The sequence below is a fragment of the Mycobacterium arosiense ATCC BAA-1401 = DSM 45069 genome, from assembly GCF_002086125.1.
Taxonomy (GTDB): Bacteria; Actinomycetota; Actinomycetes; order Mycobacteriales; family Mycobacteriaceae; genus Mycobacterium; species Mycobacterium arosiense.
Window position 1 is genome coordinate 1 of the sequence record NZ_MVHG01000103.1, and the last position, 17,419, is coordinate 17,419.

Annotated in this window: 18 protein-coding genes; 11 read left to right on the forward strand and 7 right to left on the reverse strand. The window is 67.8% G+C overall.

Annotated features, from left to right (window positions below; translation table 11 throughout):
- Positions 1 to 317 precede the first annotated feature (317 nt).
- Positions 318 to 533 (reverse strand): hypothetical protein, encoded by a 216-nt coding sequence (locus tag BST14_RS24745; RefSeq protein WP_083066963.1) that lies wholly within the window; start codon positions 531 to 533, stop codon positions 318 to 320.
- A 44-nt stretch (positions 534 to 577) separates the two neighbouring features.
- A complete protein-coding gene (locus BST14_RS24750) occupies positions 578 to 2,521 on the reverse strand; it encodes an ADP-ribosyltransferase (protein ID WP_245845691.1) in 1,944 nt (647 codons plus the stop codon).
- 10 nt (positions 2,522 to 2,531) lie between these two features.
- Between BST14_RS24750 and BST14_RS31185 the strand changes: the two genes are divergently transcribed.
- On the forward strand, positions 2,532 to 2,942 hold the full coding sequence (locus BST14_RS31185) for a hypothetical protein (RefSeq protein WP_245845693.1): 411 nt from the start codon (positions 2,532 to 2,534) through the stop codon (positions 2,940 to 2,942).
- 168 nt (positions 2,943 to 3,110) lie between these two features.
- On the opposite strand, the gene BST14_RS24755 is transcribed toward BST14_RS31185, so the two are convergent.
- Both BST14_RS24755 and BST14_RS24760 read right to left on the reverse strand, forming a co-directional pair.
- A complete protein-coding gene (locus BST14_RS24755; RefSeq protein ID WP_083066965.1) occupies positions 3,111 to 3,401 on the reverse strand; it encodes a WXG100 family type VII secretion target in 291 nt (96 codons plus the stop codon).
- On the reverse strand, positions 3,394 to 3,702 hold the full coding sequence (locus BST14_RS24760; protein WP_083066966.1) for a WXG100 family type VII secretion target: 309 nt from the start codon (positions 3,700 to 3,702) through the stop codon (positions 3,394 to 3,396). The genes BST14_RS24755 and BST14_RS24760 overlap by 8 nt, the downstream gene beginning before the upstream one ends.
- 58 nt (positions 3,703 to 3,760) lie before the next feature.
- Here BST14_RS24760 and BST14_RS24765 point away from each other — a divergent pair, with 58 nt between their 5' ends.
- From BST14_RS24765 to BST14_RS24795, 7 genes are all read left to right on the forward strand, one after another.
- On the forward strand, positions 3,761 to 4,030 hold the full coding sequence (locus tag BST14_RS24765) for a glutaredoxin family protein (protein WP_083066967.1): 270 nt from the start codon (positions 3,761 to 3,763) through the stop codon (positions 4,028 to 4,030).
- A 125-nt stretch (positions 4,031 to 4,155) separates the two neighbouring features.
- Entirely contained in the window at positions 4,156 to 5,526 is a 1,371-nt protein-coding gene (locus BST14_RS24770) for a glutamyl-tRNA reductase (protein WP_083066968.1), read from the forward strand.
- 13 nt (positions 5,527 to 5,539) lie between these two features.
- A complete protein-coding gene (hemC, locus tag BST14_RS24775) occupies positions 5,540 to 6,487 on the forward strand; it encodes a hydroxymethylbilane synthase (protein WP_083066977.1) in 948 nt (315 codons plus the stop codon).
- Positions 6,488 to 6,510: 23 nt separating this feature from the next.
- On the forward strand, positions 6,511 to 8,172 hold the full coding sequence (locus tag BST14_RS24780) for a bifunctional uroporphyrinogen-III C-methyltransferase/uroporphyrinogen-III synthase (protein ID WP_083066969.1): 1,662 nt from the start codon (positions 6,511 to 6,513) through the stop codon (positions 8,170 to 8,172).
- A gap of 88 nt (positions 8,173 to 8,260) precedes the next feature.
- Positions 8,261 to 9,241: a porphobilinogen synthase gene (gene hemB, locus BST14_RS24785; protein ID WP_083066970.1), complete on the forward strand. Its 981-nt coding sequence runs from the start codon at positions 8,261 to 8,263 to the stop codon at positions 9,239 to 9,241.
- Between the two features lie 13 nt (positions 9,242 to 9,254).
- Entirely contained in the window at positions 9,255 to 9,806 is a 552-nt protein-coding gene (gene mce1N / locus BST14_RS24790) for a transport-regulating membrane protein Mce1N (RefSeq protein WP_083066978.1), read from the forward strand.
- Entirely contained in the window at positions 9,803 to 10,048 is a 246-nt protein-coding gene (locus tag BST14_RS24795; RefSeq protein WP_083066971.1) for a hypothetical protein, read from the forward strand. The genes mce1N and BST14_RS24795 overlap by 4 nt, the downstream gene beginning before the upstream one ends.
- On the opposite strand, the gene BST14_RS24800 is transcribed toward BST14_RS24795, so the two are convergent.
- Positions 10,045 to 10,485 carry an STAS domain-containing protein gene (locus tag BST14_RS24800; RefSeq protein WP_083066972.1) on the reverse strand — a complete coding sequence of 147 codons (441 nt, stop codon included), beginning with the start codon at positions 10,483 to 10,485 and terminating at the stop codon, positions 10,045 to 10,047. The two genes, BST14_RS24795 and BST14_RS24800, sit on opposite strands and share 4 nt — an antisense overlap.
- Before the next feature lie 366 nt (positions 10,486 to 10,851).
- Between BST14_RS24800 and BST14_RS24805 the strand changes: the two genes are divergently transcribed.
- Positions 10,852 to 12,087 carry an acyltransferase family protein gene (locus tag BST14_RS24805; RefSeq protein ID WP_083066973.1) on the forward strand — a complete coding sequence of 412 codons (1,236 nt, stop codon included), beginning with the start codon at positions 10,852 to 10,854 and terminating at the stop codon, positions 12,085 to 12,087.
- A gap of 90 nt (positions 12,088 to 12,177) precedes the next feature.
- Positions 12,178 to 12,864 carry an Rv0518 family GDSL lipase gene (locus BST14_RS24810; RefSeq protein ID WP_083066974.1) on the forward strand — a complete coding sequence of 229 codons (687 nt, stop codon included), beginning with the start codon at positions 12,178 to 12,180 and terminating at the stop codon, positions 12,862 to 12,864.
- A gap of 185 nt (positions 12,865 to 13,049) precedes the next feature.
- Here BST14_RS24810 and BST14_RS24815 read toward each other — a convergent pair whose 3' ends face one another.
- Both BST14_RS24815 and BST14_RS24820 read right to left on the reverse strand, forming a co-directional pair.
- Positions 13,050 to 15,167, reverse strand: coding sequence for an acyltransferase family protein (locus tag BST14_RS24815; protein WP_083066975.1), 2,118 nt, complete (start codon positions 15,165 to 15,167; stop codon positions 13,050 to 13,052).
- A gap of 51 nt (positions 15,168 to 15,218) precedes the next feature.
- Complete coding sequence (locus BST14_RS24820; protein WP_211280810.1) at positions 15,219 to 16,082, reverse strand: alpha/beta hydrolase; 864 nt, start codon at positions 16,080 to 16,082, stop codon at positions 15,219 to 15,221.
- Positions 16,083 to 16,518: 436 nt separating this feature from the next.
- Here BST14_RS24820 and BST14_RS24825 point away from each other — a divergent pair.
- On the forward strand, positions 16,519 to 17,419 hold a 901-nt coding region (locus tag BST14_RS24825; RefSeq protein WP_083066976.1), incomplete at its 3' end, for an LLM class flavin-dependent oxidoreductase.

The window sequence follows — 17,419 nt, forward strand, 5'->3', positions numbered from 1 at the left end:
TCGCCGTCGTCTACCGCGGCGCAGCAGTCCTACGCGCCATCACCCTCTGGCTACCCCATTTGTCAGACACGCCCTAGGCGCTGGGCCCGCAACAGTCAACGATTCTCCGCCAGTTGCCGCGACGGACCGAGCGGAGTAGATGATCGATAACGGCAATACATGTCGCCGGTTAGAAGACTGAGGCGAGTTTTGGCACATTGGTAAACAACGTGCTTCTCTTATTCCGCTACTCGCTGAAAGCATTTGCAGAAAGTGAAAACTCGGGACGGTCAAAAAATCGTTTTCACCTATCCAGGTCGCCCGGTGCTGCTACGGTTCTAAGCTTTCGTTTTCGGATCGTACTCGGTACCCGAGATATCATCCCAAAACTTTGGCGAAATCTTTGTTTTGCGGTCTTCTGGCGCCACAGCGTCGACTTTGGCCTGGAATTCGTCGAAGCCTCGCCTTGCGCGCGCCAATTCTTCTTCTGTCGGCGCGGTAACGCCCGCTTCTTCTGGAGTCGAAAAAGTTTTACCTGCAATCTTTTTGCTCATTTGGAACTCCCGTCGTGTCTAGAGGCTGCGGGCGGAACACCTACTCAGCGCTCGATCATTTCGATGATCGTCCTACCTGTCGGTGGATCTACAATCTTGCTTACAACGTAAAATTTTGACCCGGCTGGAAATAGTATCTCTTGCTCATCGGGAAACATAGACACGGAAGAAACATCTCGTCCCGTCGTCGACCAGATCCTGAACTCCGTGTTTCCGGCAAAAATAGGCGATTGGGCCACGGCATGGTCTGTTGAGGTGCTAGTAAAGGCAGACTCCGTAATTATTTCGCCGGGGCGGTACTGTTCGAGCACATCGGCCGGCAAGTTGGTGCCTCGTACCACGGTGCCTTCATACATCGGGAGTTTCTCCAACGCTTTGTGCAGTGCGTCAACACGGGCCTGTTGAGATGCGTCCAACGCGCCTTCCCTAAGAGCAGAATTCATTTCCTGGTATCCCGGCCCAGTGTAGTGGGCGAGCGCGGCGAGATCATCCGAGTCAAGCGCGTGCAGTGGTAAATGGTGGTCGCTGCCGTCGTCCGGACTCGGGTCGTGCGGTCCGTGGCCGGTGGGGTCGTTCGGAACGCCGTCGGACAAGCCATGCGGCCCCCCTTCTCCAGGACGGTGCGGCGTCCCGTCGTGTGGCGGGTGCGATCCTGGCGGCTCGTGGCCGTCGCCACTGTGATGTGGACCGCCATCTCCGGGCGGATGTGGATCACCGCCGTGCGGTCCTCCCGGGTGCGTGGGCGGTTCTCCGCCGTGGGGAAGCTCACCCCGGCCGGGTGCTGCTCCGGCTGGGATTCCGCCACCCACGGGGGCAGACGGCGGCCCAGGCAGGTGCGGAGCCGGCGGAGTCGCGGGTGCGGACCCCGGTGGCGGACCGGCGTGGGAAGCCGGCGCGGGTTCGACGGGCGTCGCCGGCGCGTGGGCGGGGACGGTCTCGGGTGATTTCGAATGGGGAATCGGCGTGCCTCCAGGAGGCGCGGGCGCCGGTGTCTTACCGCCGGGCTCGGCCGGTGCGGCGGCCGGTTTGGGCGGCTCGGCGGCGGGGGACTTTTCGACGGGTGCCGGCTTGGATTCCGTTGGGCTGTGCGGCAGCGGACCGTCGGCGGGGCCCGGCGCCGGCTTGCCCGACGGCCCTGGCTTGCCCTGGGGTGTGAGCGCCGGATGGCCCGATTCCGGCGGCTTGGGGCCGGCCGGGGCCGGGTCCGCTGCAGGCTTGACCGACGGCGGCTTTGGAAGTTCGGACGGCTTCTCAAAGCCTTTGAGAGCGTCGGCAGCGCCGTGCCCGACCTTTCCCAGCTTGGAGAGCGGTCCACCGGGCAAGGCCAGGGTAGCCACGTCAAAGATCGATTTCCCGAGTGCTTCCGCCGGATTCTTGCTCCACTCGTCCCAGTGGGTGATGTCCTTACCCAGCGCTTTCCACGACTCGGCGACTCCGGGCCCTCCGTCGGGCCCCAAGCCGACGAGCGCCCCGGCCCCGGCAACCATGCCGCTCATGGTTTCGCCGTAACCCTTCGGGTCGAGGATCGCGTGGAATTGGCTGATGTCGTACAGACCTTTGAGCAAATCCCAGCCCTCGACGCCGACACCTTTGCCAACCTGACCCACCTGATTGAGTGCCTTGCCGACAAGCGTCCCGTGCAAGAAGTGGTCCCACTCTTTGTCCGCCCAGTGGGCCATGTCCTCGGTGGCGGTGGCGGCCGCCGACATGGTGGCATTGATCTGGTCGCCGAGCGCCTCGACTTCCTGGGAAAAGCTGTCGACTACCGTTTTTATGTCGTCCGCGATCCTTTTGATCTCGTCTTCGTCCTCGTCAGTCAGCAGATCCCAGACCTCCTTGATCCCAGTCAGTGGATCGCAGATGCGCGACAACAGATCCAGGATTGCCGCGTGGACCCTGTCGATGTTGGCCGCATAGCTGTTGAGTTGCGCTGCAATCGTTTGGCACTGCCGCGCAACGCTTATGGTGGCGCCGGACGCGTCGGCCAACGCTTTGTTGATGGCGGCGCCCTCGGGAACCTGTTGCCCGGCAATGGCGGCCATCGCGCCCCCGCCGGCCGCGATCTCGGTCGTCATGAAGTTGACGCCCGCGATCGTCCACGCCGCCGCAGCGGCGCGCAATTTCGCCGAATCGCCAGTGGGCCAGATCATTCCGATGTATGGCGCGACCCAGCTCCAGCCCGCCGGGGCGCTACTACCGGTGCCGACGGCCGACGGTGGCCAGGCCCCTACTGTCAACGGCCCGGTCACCGGCGGTGTCGGCAGACTCTTGGCGCGGCCCGCGATATCCGACATCGCCTCGGCGAGCGCAGAGTTGTGTGCCGACATCCGCACGCCGTCGCCGATGCTGCACAGCCCGTTGCGGGTACTGGTCATCGCCTCGATCATCTTGGCCGCTGCACCGTCGTAAGCGCGGCCCAACGCCGCGCCAACCGGATCGTCACCGGCCATGCCCGAGCTGCCGGCCAGCTCCGCGGTCAAGGCCGAGATCACCGATCCCAACGAAACACCGGTGGCCAGTACCGTGGCACCGGCGCGGTCTAAGGCAGCCGGGTCACACGCCAGCGGCGCCATGTATTTACGACCACATACTGAGATTCGTCGACATCGCGTCGGTGTAGTTGCCGTGTGCGGTCGTGGCCACCTTCTGCAGCTGCGCCAGCGCCTGGCGCATCATCGACTCGCCGCGCACCCAGTGCTGATGCGCCGCCGCGTGCGCAGCGGCGGCTTCACCGCTCCACGACGAGTGCAAACGCGTTACGCGCGCATCGATTTCGGTGATGATGTCTTCGGCATGACGTTGAAACGCCACCATCCGCTGCACCGCGTCCGCGAGCGCCTGCGGATCCACCCGAAACGCCTCAACCACGACGCACCGCCCGCTCTGCCCGGGCGGACTTGGCCTCGTTGGCCTGATACGCCCCGCCGGCCTGGCCCACCAGCTGCGCCAGCATCGACAACCCCACCTCGACCTCGCGGGCGCCGCGATGCCACAGCTCCCACGCGGATCCATACGCGGTGCCGGCCACACCCTGCCAGCCGCCCAACATCTGGCTCACCTGGTCGTCGAGCTGGGACAGCTGGGCCGAAAGCTGCTCGGCCGCACCACTGAGCGAGACGGCGGCACCTTGCATCACGACAGGATCCACCCGCAGCGTTTCGTCGGTCATGGTCGGAACATAACGACTGGTAGATGGCCTCACAAGTCACCGGTGCCACACTGTTGCCATGACTGAGGCGACCGGCCGGCCACAGGTGGAGCTGTTGACCCGCGACGGGTGTGCCATCTGCGAGCGGACGCACGCCCGGCTGGTCGAACTGGCCGCCGAGTTGGGCTTCGAGTTGTCGATGACCGACGTCGACGCGGCCGCCGCGGCGGGCAACCCCGCGCTGCGCGCCGAGTTCGGCGACCGCCTCCCGGTGATCCTGCTCGACGGCCGCGAACACAGCTACTGGGAGATCGACGAGCCGCGGCTGCGGGCCGATCTCGCCCGCTGACCGGTCCGGCGCCGCCCGGCCGGCCGGCGCCGGGCAATTATTTGGTAGCCCAGCTGATAAACGTTTACCGTGGACAGCAGTTCAGTTACTGGAAGAAGCAAGGGAGCTGGCCAGGTGATGCTGCCGTGAGCGTCTTGCTCTTCGGGGTTTCGCACCGCAGTGCGCCGGTCTCCGTCCTGGAACAACTCAGCATCGACGAGGCCGATCAGGGCAAGATCGTCGACCGGGTATTGCAGTCGCCGCTGGTGACCGAGGCGATGGTGCTGTCGACATGCAACCGGGTCGAGGTCTACGCGGTGGTCGACGCGTTCCACGGCGGATTGACCGTGATCGGGCAGGTGCTGTCGGAACAGTCCGGGATGTCGATGGCCGACCTCACCAAATACGCGTACGTCCGGTACAGCGAGGCCGCCGTCGAGCACCTGTTCGCGGTCGCCAGCGGCCTGGATTCCGCGGTGGTCGGCGAGCAGCAGGTGCTCGGCCAGGTGCGTCGCGCCTACGCCAACGCCGAGACCAACCGGACTGTCGGCCGGGTCCTGCACGAGCTGGCCCAGCGGGCCCTGTCGGTGGGCAAGCGGGTGCATTCCGAAACCGCCATCGACGCCGCCGGCGCCTCGGTGGTGTCGGTCGCCCTGAGCATGGGCGATCGCCGGCTGGGCGGACTGTCCGGCAAGACCGCGGTGCTGATCGGCGCCGGGGCGATGGGCGCCCTGGCCGCCGCGCACCTCTCCAGGGCCGGCATCGGGCACGTCCACGTCCTGAACCGCTCGTTGTCCCGGGCCCAGCGGCTGGTCCGCAAGATCCGGGACACCGGGGTGCCGGCCGATGCTTTGCCATTGGACCGGTTGGCCGACAGCCTGGCCGGTGCCGACGTCGTCGTCAGCTGTACCGGGGCGGTGACTCCGGTGGTCTCGCTGGCCGACGTGCACCACGCGCTGGTCGCCGGGCAGCGTGACGAAGAGGCGAACCCCCTGGTGATCTGCGACCTGGGCATGCCGCGCGACGTCGACCCGGCGGTGGCCGGCCTGCCCGGCGTCTGGGTCGTCGATGTGGACCGCGTACAGCATGAGCCCTCGGCCCACGCCGCGGCCGCGGACGTCGACGCCGCCCGCAACATCGTCGCCACCGAAGTTGCTGCCTATCTGGCCGGCCAGCGGATGGCGGAGGTCACGCCGACGGTCACGGCGTTGCGCCAGCGCGCCGCGGACGTGGTCGAAGCGGAGCTGCTGCGCCTCGACAACCGGCTGCCCGGGCTTCAGAGCGCCCAGCGTGAAGAGGTGGCCCGCACCGTGCGGCGGGTGGTGGACAAGCTGCTCCACGCTCCGACCGTGCGGATCAAACAGCTCGCCAGCGCGCCCGGTGGCGACAGCTACGCCGAGGCGCTGCGCGAACTATTCGAACTCGACCAGACCGCCGTCGATGCCGTGGCCGCGGGCGAATTGCCAGTCATCGCAAGCGGATTCGACGCGGGAACCCCGCAGCAAAGCGCCGAGTAGCCGATTGGCGAACGTGATCCGGATAGGCACCCGGGGCAGCTTGTTGGCCACCACCCAGGCCGGAACGGTCCGAGACGCGTTGATCGCGCTGGGACACCCGGCGGAGCTGGTGACCATCAGCACGGCCGGGGACCGATCGTCGGCACCCATCGAAGACCTCGGGGTGGGTGTCTTCACCACCGCACTGCGCGAGGCCATCGAAGAGGGCCGTGTCGACGCCGCGGTGCACTCCCACAAGGACCTGCCCACCGCCGACGATCCACGGTTTGCTCTGGCGGCCATACCGGCACGCAACGACCCGCGCGATGCGGTGGTGGCGCGCGACGGGCTGGTGCTGGCGGAGTTGCCGCCCGGTTCGCTGGTGGGCACCTCGTCGCCGCGGCGGGCCGCGCAGCTTAGAGCATTGGGTCTCGGTTTGGAAATCCGCCCCCTACGAGGCAACCTAGATACCAGGTTGAACAGGGTAAGCAGTGGTGATCTCGACGCGATCGTGGTAGCCCGGGCGGGACTGGCCCGGATCGGTCGCCTCGACGATGTCACCGAGACGCTCGAGCCGGTGCAGATGTTGCCAGCACCGGCTCAGGGTGCGCTCGCCGTCGAATGCCGTGCCGGTGATAGCCGGTTAGCGGCAGTGCTGGCGGAACTGGACGACGCCGACACGCGGGCGTCGGTCACTGCGGAGCGAGCCCTGTTGGCCGAACTGGAGGCTGGTTGCTCCGCACCGGTGGGTGCGATCGCCGAAGTGGTCGAGTCCATCGATGAGGAAGGCCGGGTCTTCGAAGAGCTGTCGCTGCGCGGTTGCGTGGCGGCGCTGGACGGGTCTGATGTGATCCGCGCGTCCGGTATCGGCAGTCCCGGTCGGGCACGAGAGCTCGGGCTCTCGGTGGCCGCGGAGCTGTTTGAGCTGGGCGCCCGAGAGCTGATGAGCGGCGCGCGGCAAGACCCGGCGCGAGGAAATTAAAAGCGAGTTAGGTGGGAGCGACAATGACGACGCGAGGGCGTAAGCCGACACCCGGCCGCATCACGTACGTGGGCTCCGGTCCGGGTGACCCGGGATTGCTGACGACCCGGGCCGCCGCGGTGCTGGCGAACGCCGCCCTGGTGTTCACCGACCCCGACGTGCCTGAGCCGGTGCTGGCCCTGATCGGCAAAGACCTGCCGCCGGTTTCCGGCCCCGCGCCGGCGGAGCCGGCCGCCGTCGCCGGCGATGGCGTCTCCGACCAGGCCAAGGCGCAGCCGGCGGTGATCTGCGGTGGGCCCGACATCCGCCCGGCGCTGGGTGAGCCCGCCGAAGTGGCCAAAACGCTGACCACCGAGGCGCGCACGGGCGTCGACGTGGTGCGGCTGGTGGCCGGCGACCCGTTGACGGTCGACGCGGTCATCACCGAGGTGAACGCCATCGCGCGCAGCCACCTGCACATCGAGATCGTGCCCGGCCTGGCCCCCAGCGATGCCGTCCCGACCTATGCGGGGCTGCCGCTAGGCTCGTCGCACACCGTGGCCGACGTGCGCGACCCGCATGTGGATTGGGAGGCGCTGGCCGCCGCGCCCGGTCCGCTGATCCTGCAGGCCACGTCGTCGCATCTGGCCGACGCGGCGCGCACCCTGATCGAGCATGAGCTCGCCGAGAACACCCCGTGCGTGGTGACCGCGCACGGCACCACCTGCCAGCAGCGTTCGATCGAAACCACGCTGCACGGCCTGACCGACTCGGCGGTGCTCGGTGCCAGCGACCCCGCCGGTCCGCTGACCGGACCGCTGGTGGTGACCATCGGCAAGACGGTGGCCAGCCGGGCCAAGCTGAACTGGTGGGAGAGCCGGGCGCTGTACGGCTGGACCGTGCTGGTGCCGCGCACCAAGGACCAGGCCGGCGAGATGAGCGAGCGCCTGACGTCCTATGGTGCGCTGCCGATCGAGGTGCCGACCATCGCCGTCGAGCCGCCGCGCAGCCCCGCTCAGATGGAAAGGGCCGTCAAGGGATTGGTCGACGGCCGCTTCCAGTGGGTGGTGTTCACCTCCACCAACGCGGTGCGCGCGGTGTGGGAGAAGTTCGGCGAGTTCGGCCTGGACGCGCGCGCGTTCTCCGGAGTGAAGATCGCGTGTGTGGGCGAGTCGACCGCCGATCGGGTGCGGGCGTTCGGGATCAGCCCCGAGCTGGTGCCGGCCGGCGAACAGTCCTCGCTGGGTTTGCTCGACGACTTTCCGCCCTACGACAGCATTTTCGACCCGGTCAACCGGGTCCTGCTGCCGCGTGCGGACATCGCCACCGAGACGCTGGCCGAGGGTCTGCGCGAACGTGGTTGGGAGATCGAGGATGTCACCGCCTACCGGACGGTGCGGGCCGCCCCGCCGCCGGCGGAGACGCGGGAGATGATCAAGACCGGCGGCTTCGACGCCGTGTGCTTCACGTCCAGCTCCACGGTGCGAAACCTGGTCGGCATCGCCGGCAAGCCGCACGCCCGGACGATCATCGCCTGCATCGGTCCCAAAACCGCTGAGACCGCGGCCGAATTCGGCCTGCGGGTGGATGTCCAGCCCGAGACCGCCGCGGTTGGTCCGCTGGTCGACGCCCTGGCCGAACACGCCGCGCGGTTGCGCGCCGAGGGTGCGCTGCCGCCGCCGCGCAAAAAGAGCCGCAGGCGCTAGTGTCCTCCCCACCGGCGAGTGTGCGTGTTCGGACGCCGACACGCCGTCAGGGCTGGCATTCTGCGCACGCTCGCGTCGACGGACGAGCATGAGTTACCCCCGGCAGCGCCCGCGTCGGCTTCGCACCACCCCGGCGATGCGCCGTCTGGTGGCGCAGACCTCGTTGGAGCCAAGGCATTTGGTGCTGCCGATGTTCGTCGCCGACGGCATCGACGAACCGCGGCCGATCACGTCCATGCCGGGGGTGGTGCAACACACCCGTGATTCGTTGCGCAGCGCGGCCGCCAGTGCGGTCGCCGCGGGGGTGGGCGGGCTGATGCTGTTCGGCGTGCCGCGCGACGACGACAAGGATCCGATCGGGTCGGCCGGGACCGACGCCGACGGCATCCTCAACGTCGCACTGCGGGACCTGGCCAAGGACCTCGGCGAGGCCACCGTGCTGATGGCCGATACCTGCCTGGACGAGTTCACCGACCACGGCCACTGCGGCGTCCTCGACGACCGGGGCCGGGTCGACAACGACGCCACCGTGGCCCGATATGTGGAACTCGCTGTGGCACAAGCTGGATCGGGCGCTCACGTGGTAGGGCCGAGCGGCATGATGGATGGGCAGGTCGGTGCGATTCGCGATGGGTTGGACGCCGCGGGCTTCACCGACGTGGCGATCCTGGCCTATGCCGCCAAGTTCGCCTCGGTGTTCTACGGCCCGTTTCGTGAGGCCGTCAGCTCCAGCCTGTCCGGCGACCGACGCACCTATCAGCAGGAGGCGGGCAACGCCCGGGAGGCGCTGCGCGAGATCGAGCTCGATCTCGACGAGGGTGCCGACATCGTGATGATCAAGCCGGCGATGAGTTATCTCGACGTGGTCGCGGCCGCGGCGGACGTCTCGCCCGTTCCCGTCGCCGCCTATCAGGTGTCGGGGGAGTACGCGATGATTTGTGCTGCCGCCGCGAACAATTGGATCGACGAGCGCGCCGCGGCGCTGGAGTCGCTGACCAGCATCCGACGCGCCGGAGCCGATATCGTTCTCACCTATTGGGCCGCGGATGCGGCAGGGTGGCTTTCGTGAGATGGGGCTTGCGATGACTACCGATGGCAATACCGCGCCCAAGCCGTTGTTCTACGAACCCGGTGCCAGCTGGTGGTGGTTGGCGTGCGGCCCGCTCGCGGCGGTGGCGATGATCCTGATCGAAATCTGGAGTGGCGCCCCGGTGTCGCTGGTGGTCCCCGCGATCTTCTTGGTGCTCGTATCGGCGTTCCTGGGGATACAGGTGAAGGCCGCGCGGATCCACGTCTCCGTCGAGCTCACCGACGATGCCCTGCGCCAGGGCACCGAAACGATTCTGGTGCGCGAGATCGTCAGGGTATATCCCGAGCCCGAGAACCACGAGGCCTCCGGGAAAGACCTGGCGCGCTGGCAGTCGGCCCGGGCCCTGGGCGAACTGGTCGGGGTGCCGCGCGGACGCGTCGGCATCGGCCTCAAGCTCACCGGTGACCGCACGGTCCAGGCCTGGGCGCGTCGGCATCGTCAGCTGCGGGCCGCGCTGACCCCCCTGGTGCAGGAGCGGGTGGAGCCCACCCGGTCCGACGTCGTCGACCGGGAGTGGGACGACGACACCGGGCCGGCGCAATGAACGCCCGCTACCGCGCGATCATCGAACTCGTCCTGGCCTGCGCCGCGTTCGTGTGCGCGGGGCTGTCCTGGTGGCATTCGCATCACACCGTCTCGGTGGCGCCGATCGCGGACGGTCAGCCCTCCACCACGTCGGTGATCTATGACCCGCAGCTGCTGCTGCTGACGCTGGTGTTGTTGACCACAGCCGGGGTGCTGGCGGTCATCGGCGGCGCCAGGCTGCGGCGCGCGCTCGCACGCTAAGGCGTCTTCCTGACGAGCGGCAACGCCATCCGGCGGCGCAGCGCGATGGCGTCGGCCCGATCCTGCAGCGCCTCGTGGACCGAGCGCATGATCGGGAAGCTGGCGTCATGACCGGTGTCATCCAGCACCTGGGTCACCGCTGAGCTGGCGACGAGGGTCCAGTCCACCCCGGCGGCGCGACAATCGGCGTCGAACGCGTACAGCAGCGCGATGCCGGCCTCAGCAAATTCGCCGACGTCCGCCACGTCGAGCACCACCGGGTTTTCTCCGAGCGTGAAGCGCGCGATGTGGTCGCTGAGGCGGTCGACGTTCCCGTCGTCGATTTCACCGCGAATGTGCACCACGGTGGCCAGGTGGCGATGGTGCGCCCGGACCTGTGCGCCGTCGCAGTCGAACACGCAGTTGTCGTGACCAGTCTGGTTGCCTGCGATCGTCATGCAGACCCCTCACTCTCCGTGCCGCTCGCGCCGCCTTCGGGGGGTGCCTCCGCGCCCACCAAAGCGTGATTGAAACGTTAGGCCGCAAGCCTAAGGAGACCGGAAGCCGCGTCTAACGCTTCGCTAAGAAGCGATCGCGGCCCCACCGCGACCGAGGCGCCGAGCAAACGCCCAGCGGGCTGTCGAGCCCATGGAATCTTGCGGAACCCGGTATGCCACACCACAACCGTCCACCCGTGCCGACGAATGCGCTGTTAGGCTGCCAGGGCTGCCGGTTCTAGTCGGGGGGCTTGTGAAAAGGCGAGATTTCCCGCTCAGCCGAAGTAGCGGAAACGGAACGGCCACGATTCGGACGGGAAGAGCAGCGTGCGGGGCACAGAGATCAGGGGCGAGATCACGGCCCTGACGGGGCTGCGTATCGTCGCCGCGCTCTGGGTGGTGCTGTTCCACTTCCGGCCGATGCTCGGCGACGTGTCGCCCGATTTCCGCGACGCCCTCGCCCCGGTGCTCAACTGCGGCGCACAGGGCGTCGACCTGTTCTTCATTCTCAGCGGGTTCGTGCTGACGTACAACTACCTCGACCGCATGGGCCGGTCCTGGTCGACCCGTGCGACCCTGCATTTTCTGTGGCTGCGGCTGGCCCGGGTGTGGCCGGTGTACCTGGTCACCCTGCACCTCGCCGCCCTGTGGGTGATCTTCACCCTGCACGTCGGTCATGTGCCGTCGCCGGACGCCGCTTCGCTCACCGCGATCAGCTACGTGCGTCAAATCCTGTTGGTGCAGTTGTGGTTTGTGCCGTTCTTCGATGACTCGAGCTGGGACGGGCCGGCCTGGTCGATCAGCGCGGAATGGCTGGCCTATGTGCTCTTCGCTGTCCTGGTCCTAGTTTTGTTGCGGATGAAACAGGCGACAAGGGCGCGCAGCCTGATGGTTCTGGCCTTCGCGGCATCGCTGCCGCCGGTTGTGATGCTGCTCGCCAGTGGCCACTTCTACACACCGTGGAGCTGGCTGCCGCGAATCGTCACCCAGTTCACCGCGGGCGCGCTGGCCTGTGCCGCGGTGCGCAGGCTGCGCCTGACCGACCGCGGCCGCCGCGTCGCCGGGTACGTCTCCTTGCTTCTGCTGGGCGCCATGGTGGGCGTGCTGTATTGGTTTGGCGCGCACCCGATATCGGGAGTCGTGGAGAACGACAGCGGTGGGGTCGTCGACGTGTTGTTCGTTCCGCTGGTGATATCGCTGGCCGTGGGGCTGGGAAGCCTGCCGCGGGTGCTGTCGGCCCGAGTGATGGTGTACGGCGGCAAGATCTCGTTCTGCCTGTACATGGTGCATGAACTGGTGCACACCTCCTGGGGATGGGCCGTGGAGCAGTTCGAGCTGCCCACCCTGGACAACCCGTGGAAGTGGAACATCATCGGCCTGCTCGCGATCGCCCTGGGTGTTTCGGTGCTGCTGTATCACGGCGTCGAAGAGCCCGCCCGCCGCTGGATGCGCAAGATGGTCGATGTCAGGGCCGTCAACGCGAGAAGCGATCCTGGCGAGCCGAACAGTAAGCTTCATCCGATCGACCGTCCGCTGGAAGCGGTTTCGGCCCGCGCGGTGTGATGGCCGCCGCAGGGGCCGGCCGCGACTCACGGGGAATACTTGTCGAGGACGCGGCGGCACCCGACGATGCCGTTGACAGTGGAGGTGAGAGTGAGTCGTCTGGCCACCTTTCTCATTGGGTTGAGTTTTCTGGCGGGCGTAGGCATCGCATACCCGGCGCAAGTGCGCACCTACGAGACTCTGACGCTCGACTTCCGGCTGAATCATGTGGCGGTGGTGGGCGATTCGTATACCACCGGAACCCAAGAGGGCGGCCTGGGCTCGAGATCGTGGACGTCACGCGCCTTCGGTGTGCTCGGGTCGCGGGGCTCGCGGATCTCGGACAGCGTGGCGGCAGAAGGCAGGGCCGGTTATGCCACCCCCGGTGACCACGGCAGCATCTTCGAGGATCTGACCGCCAGGGCGGTCCAGCCCGACGATGCGCTGGTGGTGTTCTTCGGCTCCCGCAACGACCAGGGCGTCGACCCCGCGACCCTGACCGTAAAGACCCACGCCGCTTTGGATTTGGCGCGCCAGCTCGCGCCGGCGGCGCGGTTGCTGGTGATCGGACCGCCGTGGCCCACCGCCGACGTGCCGCCTTCGATGTTCCTGATTCGCGACGTCCTCGCCGGCGCGGCCGGGGCGACGGGGGCGACGTTCATCGACCCGATCGCCGAACACTGGTTCGTCGGCCGGCCGGACCTGATCGGGGCGGACGGGGTGCATCCGAATGACGCCGGCCATCAATATATGGCGGACAAGATCGCCCCACTGATCAGTACCCAGCTGTCGACCTGACTCAGTCTTCGGCGTGCCGCTGGTGGTCCCAGCGCTCCAAGCGGTCCTGCACATGCAGGAAGCCGATTCCGGCGAACGGCGCGGCTACTGCGATGCAGACCAGCAACAGCGCAGACATGACCCTAAGACCTCCAAAAACCCTTCACTGATCTGACGTCGGTCAGCCGCGAGAAGTTCATTGCCGTTCACCCATTCGCCAGGGCGCGGTCCGCGAGCGCACCCATCAGCGGTGCCACCAACTGCGCGTACTCGGTTGTCACATGGTTGTCATCGCGAAAGACCAGGGTGTTGCCGACGACGATCGGGCAGCGGTCGGGGGTGCAGAACATGTCGGTGAGGTCGACGTAGTGGCCGCCGCTGCGGGCCGTCGCCGCCTGTTCGGCGGCGATCCCGTCGCCGTCCACTGCCGCGAACTTCGTTGGCGTACAAGCGTTTACGTCATCGAGGTGGGCGGACAAGCAGGCCGGCGCGGACGAATGGGGGTCGGGTGCGGGCCCGAGAACCAGGACGGTCGCGCCGGTGTCGCGCAGCTGCGCCACGGTGCGTCCGAGGGTGTCGATCCACGCCGGGCCGTAGGAGGTGAAGCCGAAGTCCGCGCCGTAGCGGCGGCTCATGTCCAGCACGATCAGGCGCGGGTGTTCGGCGTTCATGCGGCCCATGATCTGGGCGCGCCACTGTTCGCATTCGGTGTACTCGCGGCCCAGGTACGGGCTCACGATACGCAGGTCCTGCAGCGGGCAGGTCACCTTGGCCAGCGTCTCCAGTCGCCAGTGCCGTTGCTCGGCGAGCTGCTCGAACGCGGGGTTCCACATGGCGGCGTGCGAGTCGCCGATCAGGGCGACGGTGGTCGGCGAGGCGGTGTCGCCGGTGGCGCACTCGCTTTGTCCGACGTCGCGCCAGGAGCGCACGCAGCCGTTGACGAACACCGCGGCCTTATCGGCGGCCGCCTTGCCCAGCGACGGGTCCAAGTTCGACGGGACGGCTCGCAGCCCGACGGCCGCCGCGACCGCCACGCGGGCCTGGTCGAACGCCTGACGAACCGCCGCTTCCTGCGCGCTGACGGCGGGGGCGTTGGACGGCGGGGTCGCGATGATGTTGGCGCGCGGAGCAGCCACCCCGTGGCCCACCGGTGCCGGTATCACGTTGAGCAGCAGCATGCATGCGCACGCGGCGGCGGCACTCGCTCCGCCCGCCACCACCAGGCTGACCTTGGCCGACCGGCGCAGCGCGGCGGCGAAGCGGCCGGGGTTCTCCACCAAGTGCAGGGTGATGACGGCGAGCCCGGCCGAGACGGCCGTCGCGCTCAGCCGGGCCGGCAGCCCCGCGGGCTCGCCGAGCAGCGCCGGCATCAGCAGCAGCACCGGCCAGTGCCACAAGTACCAGGAGTAGGAGATCCGGCCGATCGCGCGCATCGCCGGGCGGCACAGCAGGCGCCCGGGCCCGAGGCCGCCGGTGACGGCGCCGCCGCCGATGATCAGCGCGGTGCCCAGCACCGGCAGCAGCGCCTCGGTGCCGGGATACGGGGTGTGGGAGTTGAGCTGGGTGCAGGTCAGCAGGATCAATGCCAAACCGCCCCACCCGATGATCGCCGCCGTTCGCAGCGAGAGCCGGCGCCACTGCTGGATCGACAGGGCGACCAGGCCGCCGGCCGCCAGCTCCCAGGCGCGGGTGGGCAGCGAGAAGAAGGCCCACGACGGCGACGTGCGGGTCCACACCGCGCCCGCCGTCAACGACGTCACGACGAGGACCGCGAGGACCACCGCATACGGTGCGGCGCGGGTCGGGCGAAGGCGCGGCATGCGGCGCAGCGACCAGGCCGTGGCGATGATGAGCAGCGGCCACACCAAATAGAACTGCTCCTCGACCCCCAGCGACCAATAGTGCTGGAACGGTGAGGGCGCATCCGTGGTCAGGTAGTCGGTGCCGCGCAGCGCGAACCGGTAGTTGCCGACGTACACCGCGCTGGCGATGCCGTCGAGAAACACGCTGCGCGCCTGCAGCGGCGGCAGCACCATAGCGGCACCGATCGCCGTGATGGTGCCGACGATGGCGGCGGCGGGCAGCAGCCGCCGCGCACGCGCACCGTAAAACCGGCCCAGCGCAACGGTATTCGTGGTGCTCGCCTCGCGAAACAGCAGGCCGGTGATGAGGAAGCCGGAGATGACGAAGAAGACGTCCACGCCGATGTAGCCGCCGGTAATCCCGGGGATGCCGGCATGGTAGAGCACCACGGCGATCACCGCGACGGCGCGCAGTCCCTCGATGTCGTGCCGGAATCCCCTTCGGGAGGTCCGCCGGTGCACCTGCCGTAGGCTGCCGGCGTCCGATCGCTCCCGAAGTGTCATCTGCGTGGGCTAGGTCGCCATCCAGGCCAGTTCGCCGGGCAGTTGGCTTCGCCAGAAGGCGATGTCATGGCCGCCCAGCGAGAAGCTGCCCGCCGGTTGGGTCTTCAACTGGTAGACGAATTGCTTTGTGGCGAAATAGAAGCGGTCGAAGTTGCCGCAGTCCACACGCAGCGGAATCGAATTCAGCGCCGGCAGGCCCAGCACGCTGTTTTGCACGAAGTCCTCGTTGCTGTCGAACGCCCCCGGGGCGCTGGTCGCGTACGAGGTGTACAGCGCCGGGCTGACCGCGCAGATGCCGGCGGTGCGCGACGGGCCGAGCTTGGCGCCCAGGCGAAGCGCCCCGTAGCCACCCATCGACCACCCCATGAAGCCGACCCGGGAGGTGTCGAAACCCATCGTCGAGAGCATCGGCAGTAACTCGTCGAGCACCATGGCGCCGGAGTCCTCACCGGAAGTCCTTTTGTGCCAATAAGTGTTGCCGCCGTCGACGCCGACCACCGCGAACGGCGGCTTCCCCTCCTTGACCAGCTGGGCGAGCCCGTCCGGGACGCCCATGTCAAGCATCTGGTTGGCATCCCCGTCCACGCCGTGCAGGGCGATCACGGGGCGCAGCATCCCGGTCTGACCCGGCGGCACCGCGATGACGTAATTGGTCTTGATGCCCCCACGGGCCGCCGAGATGAACGAGCCGGTCAGCTTGGTCGGCAGGGTCTTGCCCGCCGTCGGCGGCTCGAACGGCGCGGGAGCCTGCGGCAACGTCGCGCCGCGCGACGTGCCCGGGGCCAGCAGGGAGCTGAAGGCGAGCACGCCGGCGGCTCCGAGCGTGCCACCGGCGCCCATCCGGAGCACCGCTCGGCGGGTGAGGTCAGGCATGATCGCAATGATGCCGCGCCGATTGGGGATTACCCGCCGAGCCACGCCGTATCGGAAGCATTGTGTGATCCGGCGTGACCGTTCGGTCACGCAGCGGTGATCTTTCGGGCCGTCACCGGCGGGGCGATGCCGGCTCCGAGTTGCGGCATCGCGCTAGATCGTAGTCATCGTAGCGCCGATATCGCCGGTTGCCGCCGGCCGGATCATTGCGATCGTATTGCCTTCTGGGACAGCGCAGCTGCGATGAAGCATGCCGTCCGCCCGCGCCCCGAGGCCGGGTGTGCAGCGTCCGCCGCAGCGGCCTGGCGTCGCGATGCCCATGCATCGGACGGGGATGCAATCTCGCAGGTTTCAACCCTGGCCCACCGGCGGCGACTTCAGCAGGATGGACGGTTGCTGCACAGGGCCGGATGGCCAAGCGAAAGAGGATTGTGAATTGAGTCTCGCGTTTCATTGGTTTCTGCCGACCTACGGCGATTCGCGGAATCTGGTCGCGGGCGGGCACGGCACGCCGATGTCGGGCAATCGGCCCGCGACACTGAAGTATCTGCACCAGATTTGCACGGCCGCCGAAGACAACGGTTTCGAAGCGGTCCTCACGCCGACGGGATTGTGGTGTGAGGACGCGTGGTTGACGACGGCGATGCTGGTCGAATCGACGGAGACCCTGAAATTTCTGGTCGCGTTCCGTCCCGGGATGCTCAGTCCCACCCTGGCCGCCCAGATGGCCGGGACCTTCCAGCGGCACTCGGATGGACGGCTGCTGCTCAACGTCGTCACCGGCGGTGAACCGCACGAACAGCGCGCCTACGGCGACTTCCTGGACAAAAAGGCCCGGTATGCCCGCACCGCCGAGTTCTTGCACGTGGTGCGGCAGCTGTGGACCTCGAAAGAGCCGGTGACCTTCGCCGGGGAACACATCCGGGTCGAGGGTGCGCAATTGAACAACCCGCCCGACCCGATACCGGCGGTGTTCTTCGGTGGATCCTCGGCATTCGCCGGGCCGGTGGCGGCCAAGCACACCGACGTGTACCTCACCTGGGGAGAACCGCTGACCGCCGTCGCCAAGAAGCTCGACTGGATCCGCGGGCTGGCCGTCGATGCCGGCCGAATCCTGCAGTACGGCCTGCGGATTCACGTGATCAGCCGCGATACGTCCGCCGAGGCCTGGGCCGAGGCCGAGCGGTTGCTGTCCGCGATCGACCCGGCCGACATCGAGCGGGTGCAAAGCAGCCTGGCGCGCAGCGAATCCGAAGGCCAGCGCCGCATGCTGGACCTGCACGGGGGCGACAGCAGCAAGTTACTGGTCGCGCCCAACCTGTGGGCCGGGGTGGGAC

What these genes read in the sequence shown, in the direction of transcription:
- BST14_RS24800 (WP_083066972.1), bottom strand. Translation starts at nt 10,485, where the DNA reads ATGACGATCGCAGGCAACCAGACTGGTCACGACAACTGCGTGTTCGAC.
- BST14_RS24780 (WP_083066969.1), top strand. Translation starts at nt 6,511, where the DNA reads ATGACGACGCGAGGGCGTAAGCCGACACCCGGCCGCATCACGTACGTG.
- BST14_RS24820 (WP_211280810.1), bottom strand. Translation starts at nt 16,082, where the DNA reads ATGCCTGACCTCACCCGCCGAGCGGTGCTCCGGATGGGCGCCGGTGGC.
- BST14_RS24760 (WP_083066966.1), bottom strand. Translation starts at nt 3,702, where the DNA reads ATGACCGACGAAACGCTGCGGGTGGATCCTGTCGTGATGCAAGGTGCC.
- BST14_RS24745 (WP_083066963.1), bottom strand. Translation starts at nt 533, where the DNA reads ATGAGCAAAAAGATTGCAGGTAAAACTTTTTCGACTCCAGAAGAAGCG.
- mce1N (WP_083066978.1), top strand. Translation starts at nt 9,255, where the DNA reads ATGACTACCGATGGCAATACCGCGCCCAAGCCGTTGTTCTACGAACCC.
- BST14_RS31185 (WP_245845693.1), top strand. Translation starts at nt 2,532, where the DNA reads ATGGCGGCGCCCTCGGGAACCTGTTGCCCGGCAATGGCGGCCATCGCG.
- BST14_RS24795 (WP_083066971.1), top strand. Translation starts at nt 9,803, where the DNA reads ATGAACGCCCGCTACCGCGCGATCATCGAACTCGTCCTGGCCTGCGCC.
- BST14_RS24765 (WP_083066967.1), top strand. Translation starts at nt 3,761, where the DNA reads ATGACTGAGGCGACCGGCCGGCCACAGGTGGAGCTGTTGACCCGCGAC.
- hemB (WP_083066970.1), top strand. Translation starts at nt 8,261, where the DNA reads ATGAGTTACCCCCGGCAGCGCCCGCGTCGGCTTCGCACCACCCCGGCG.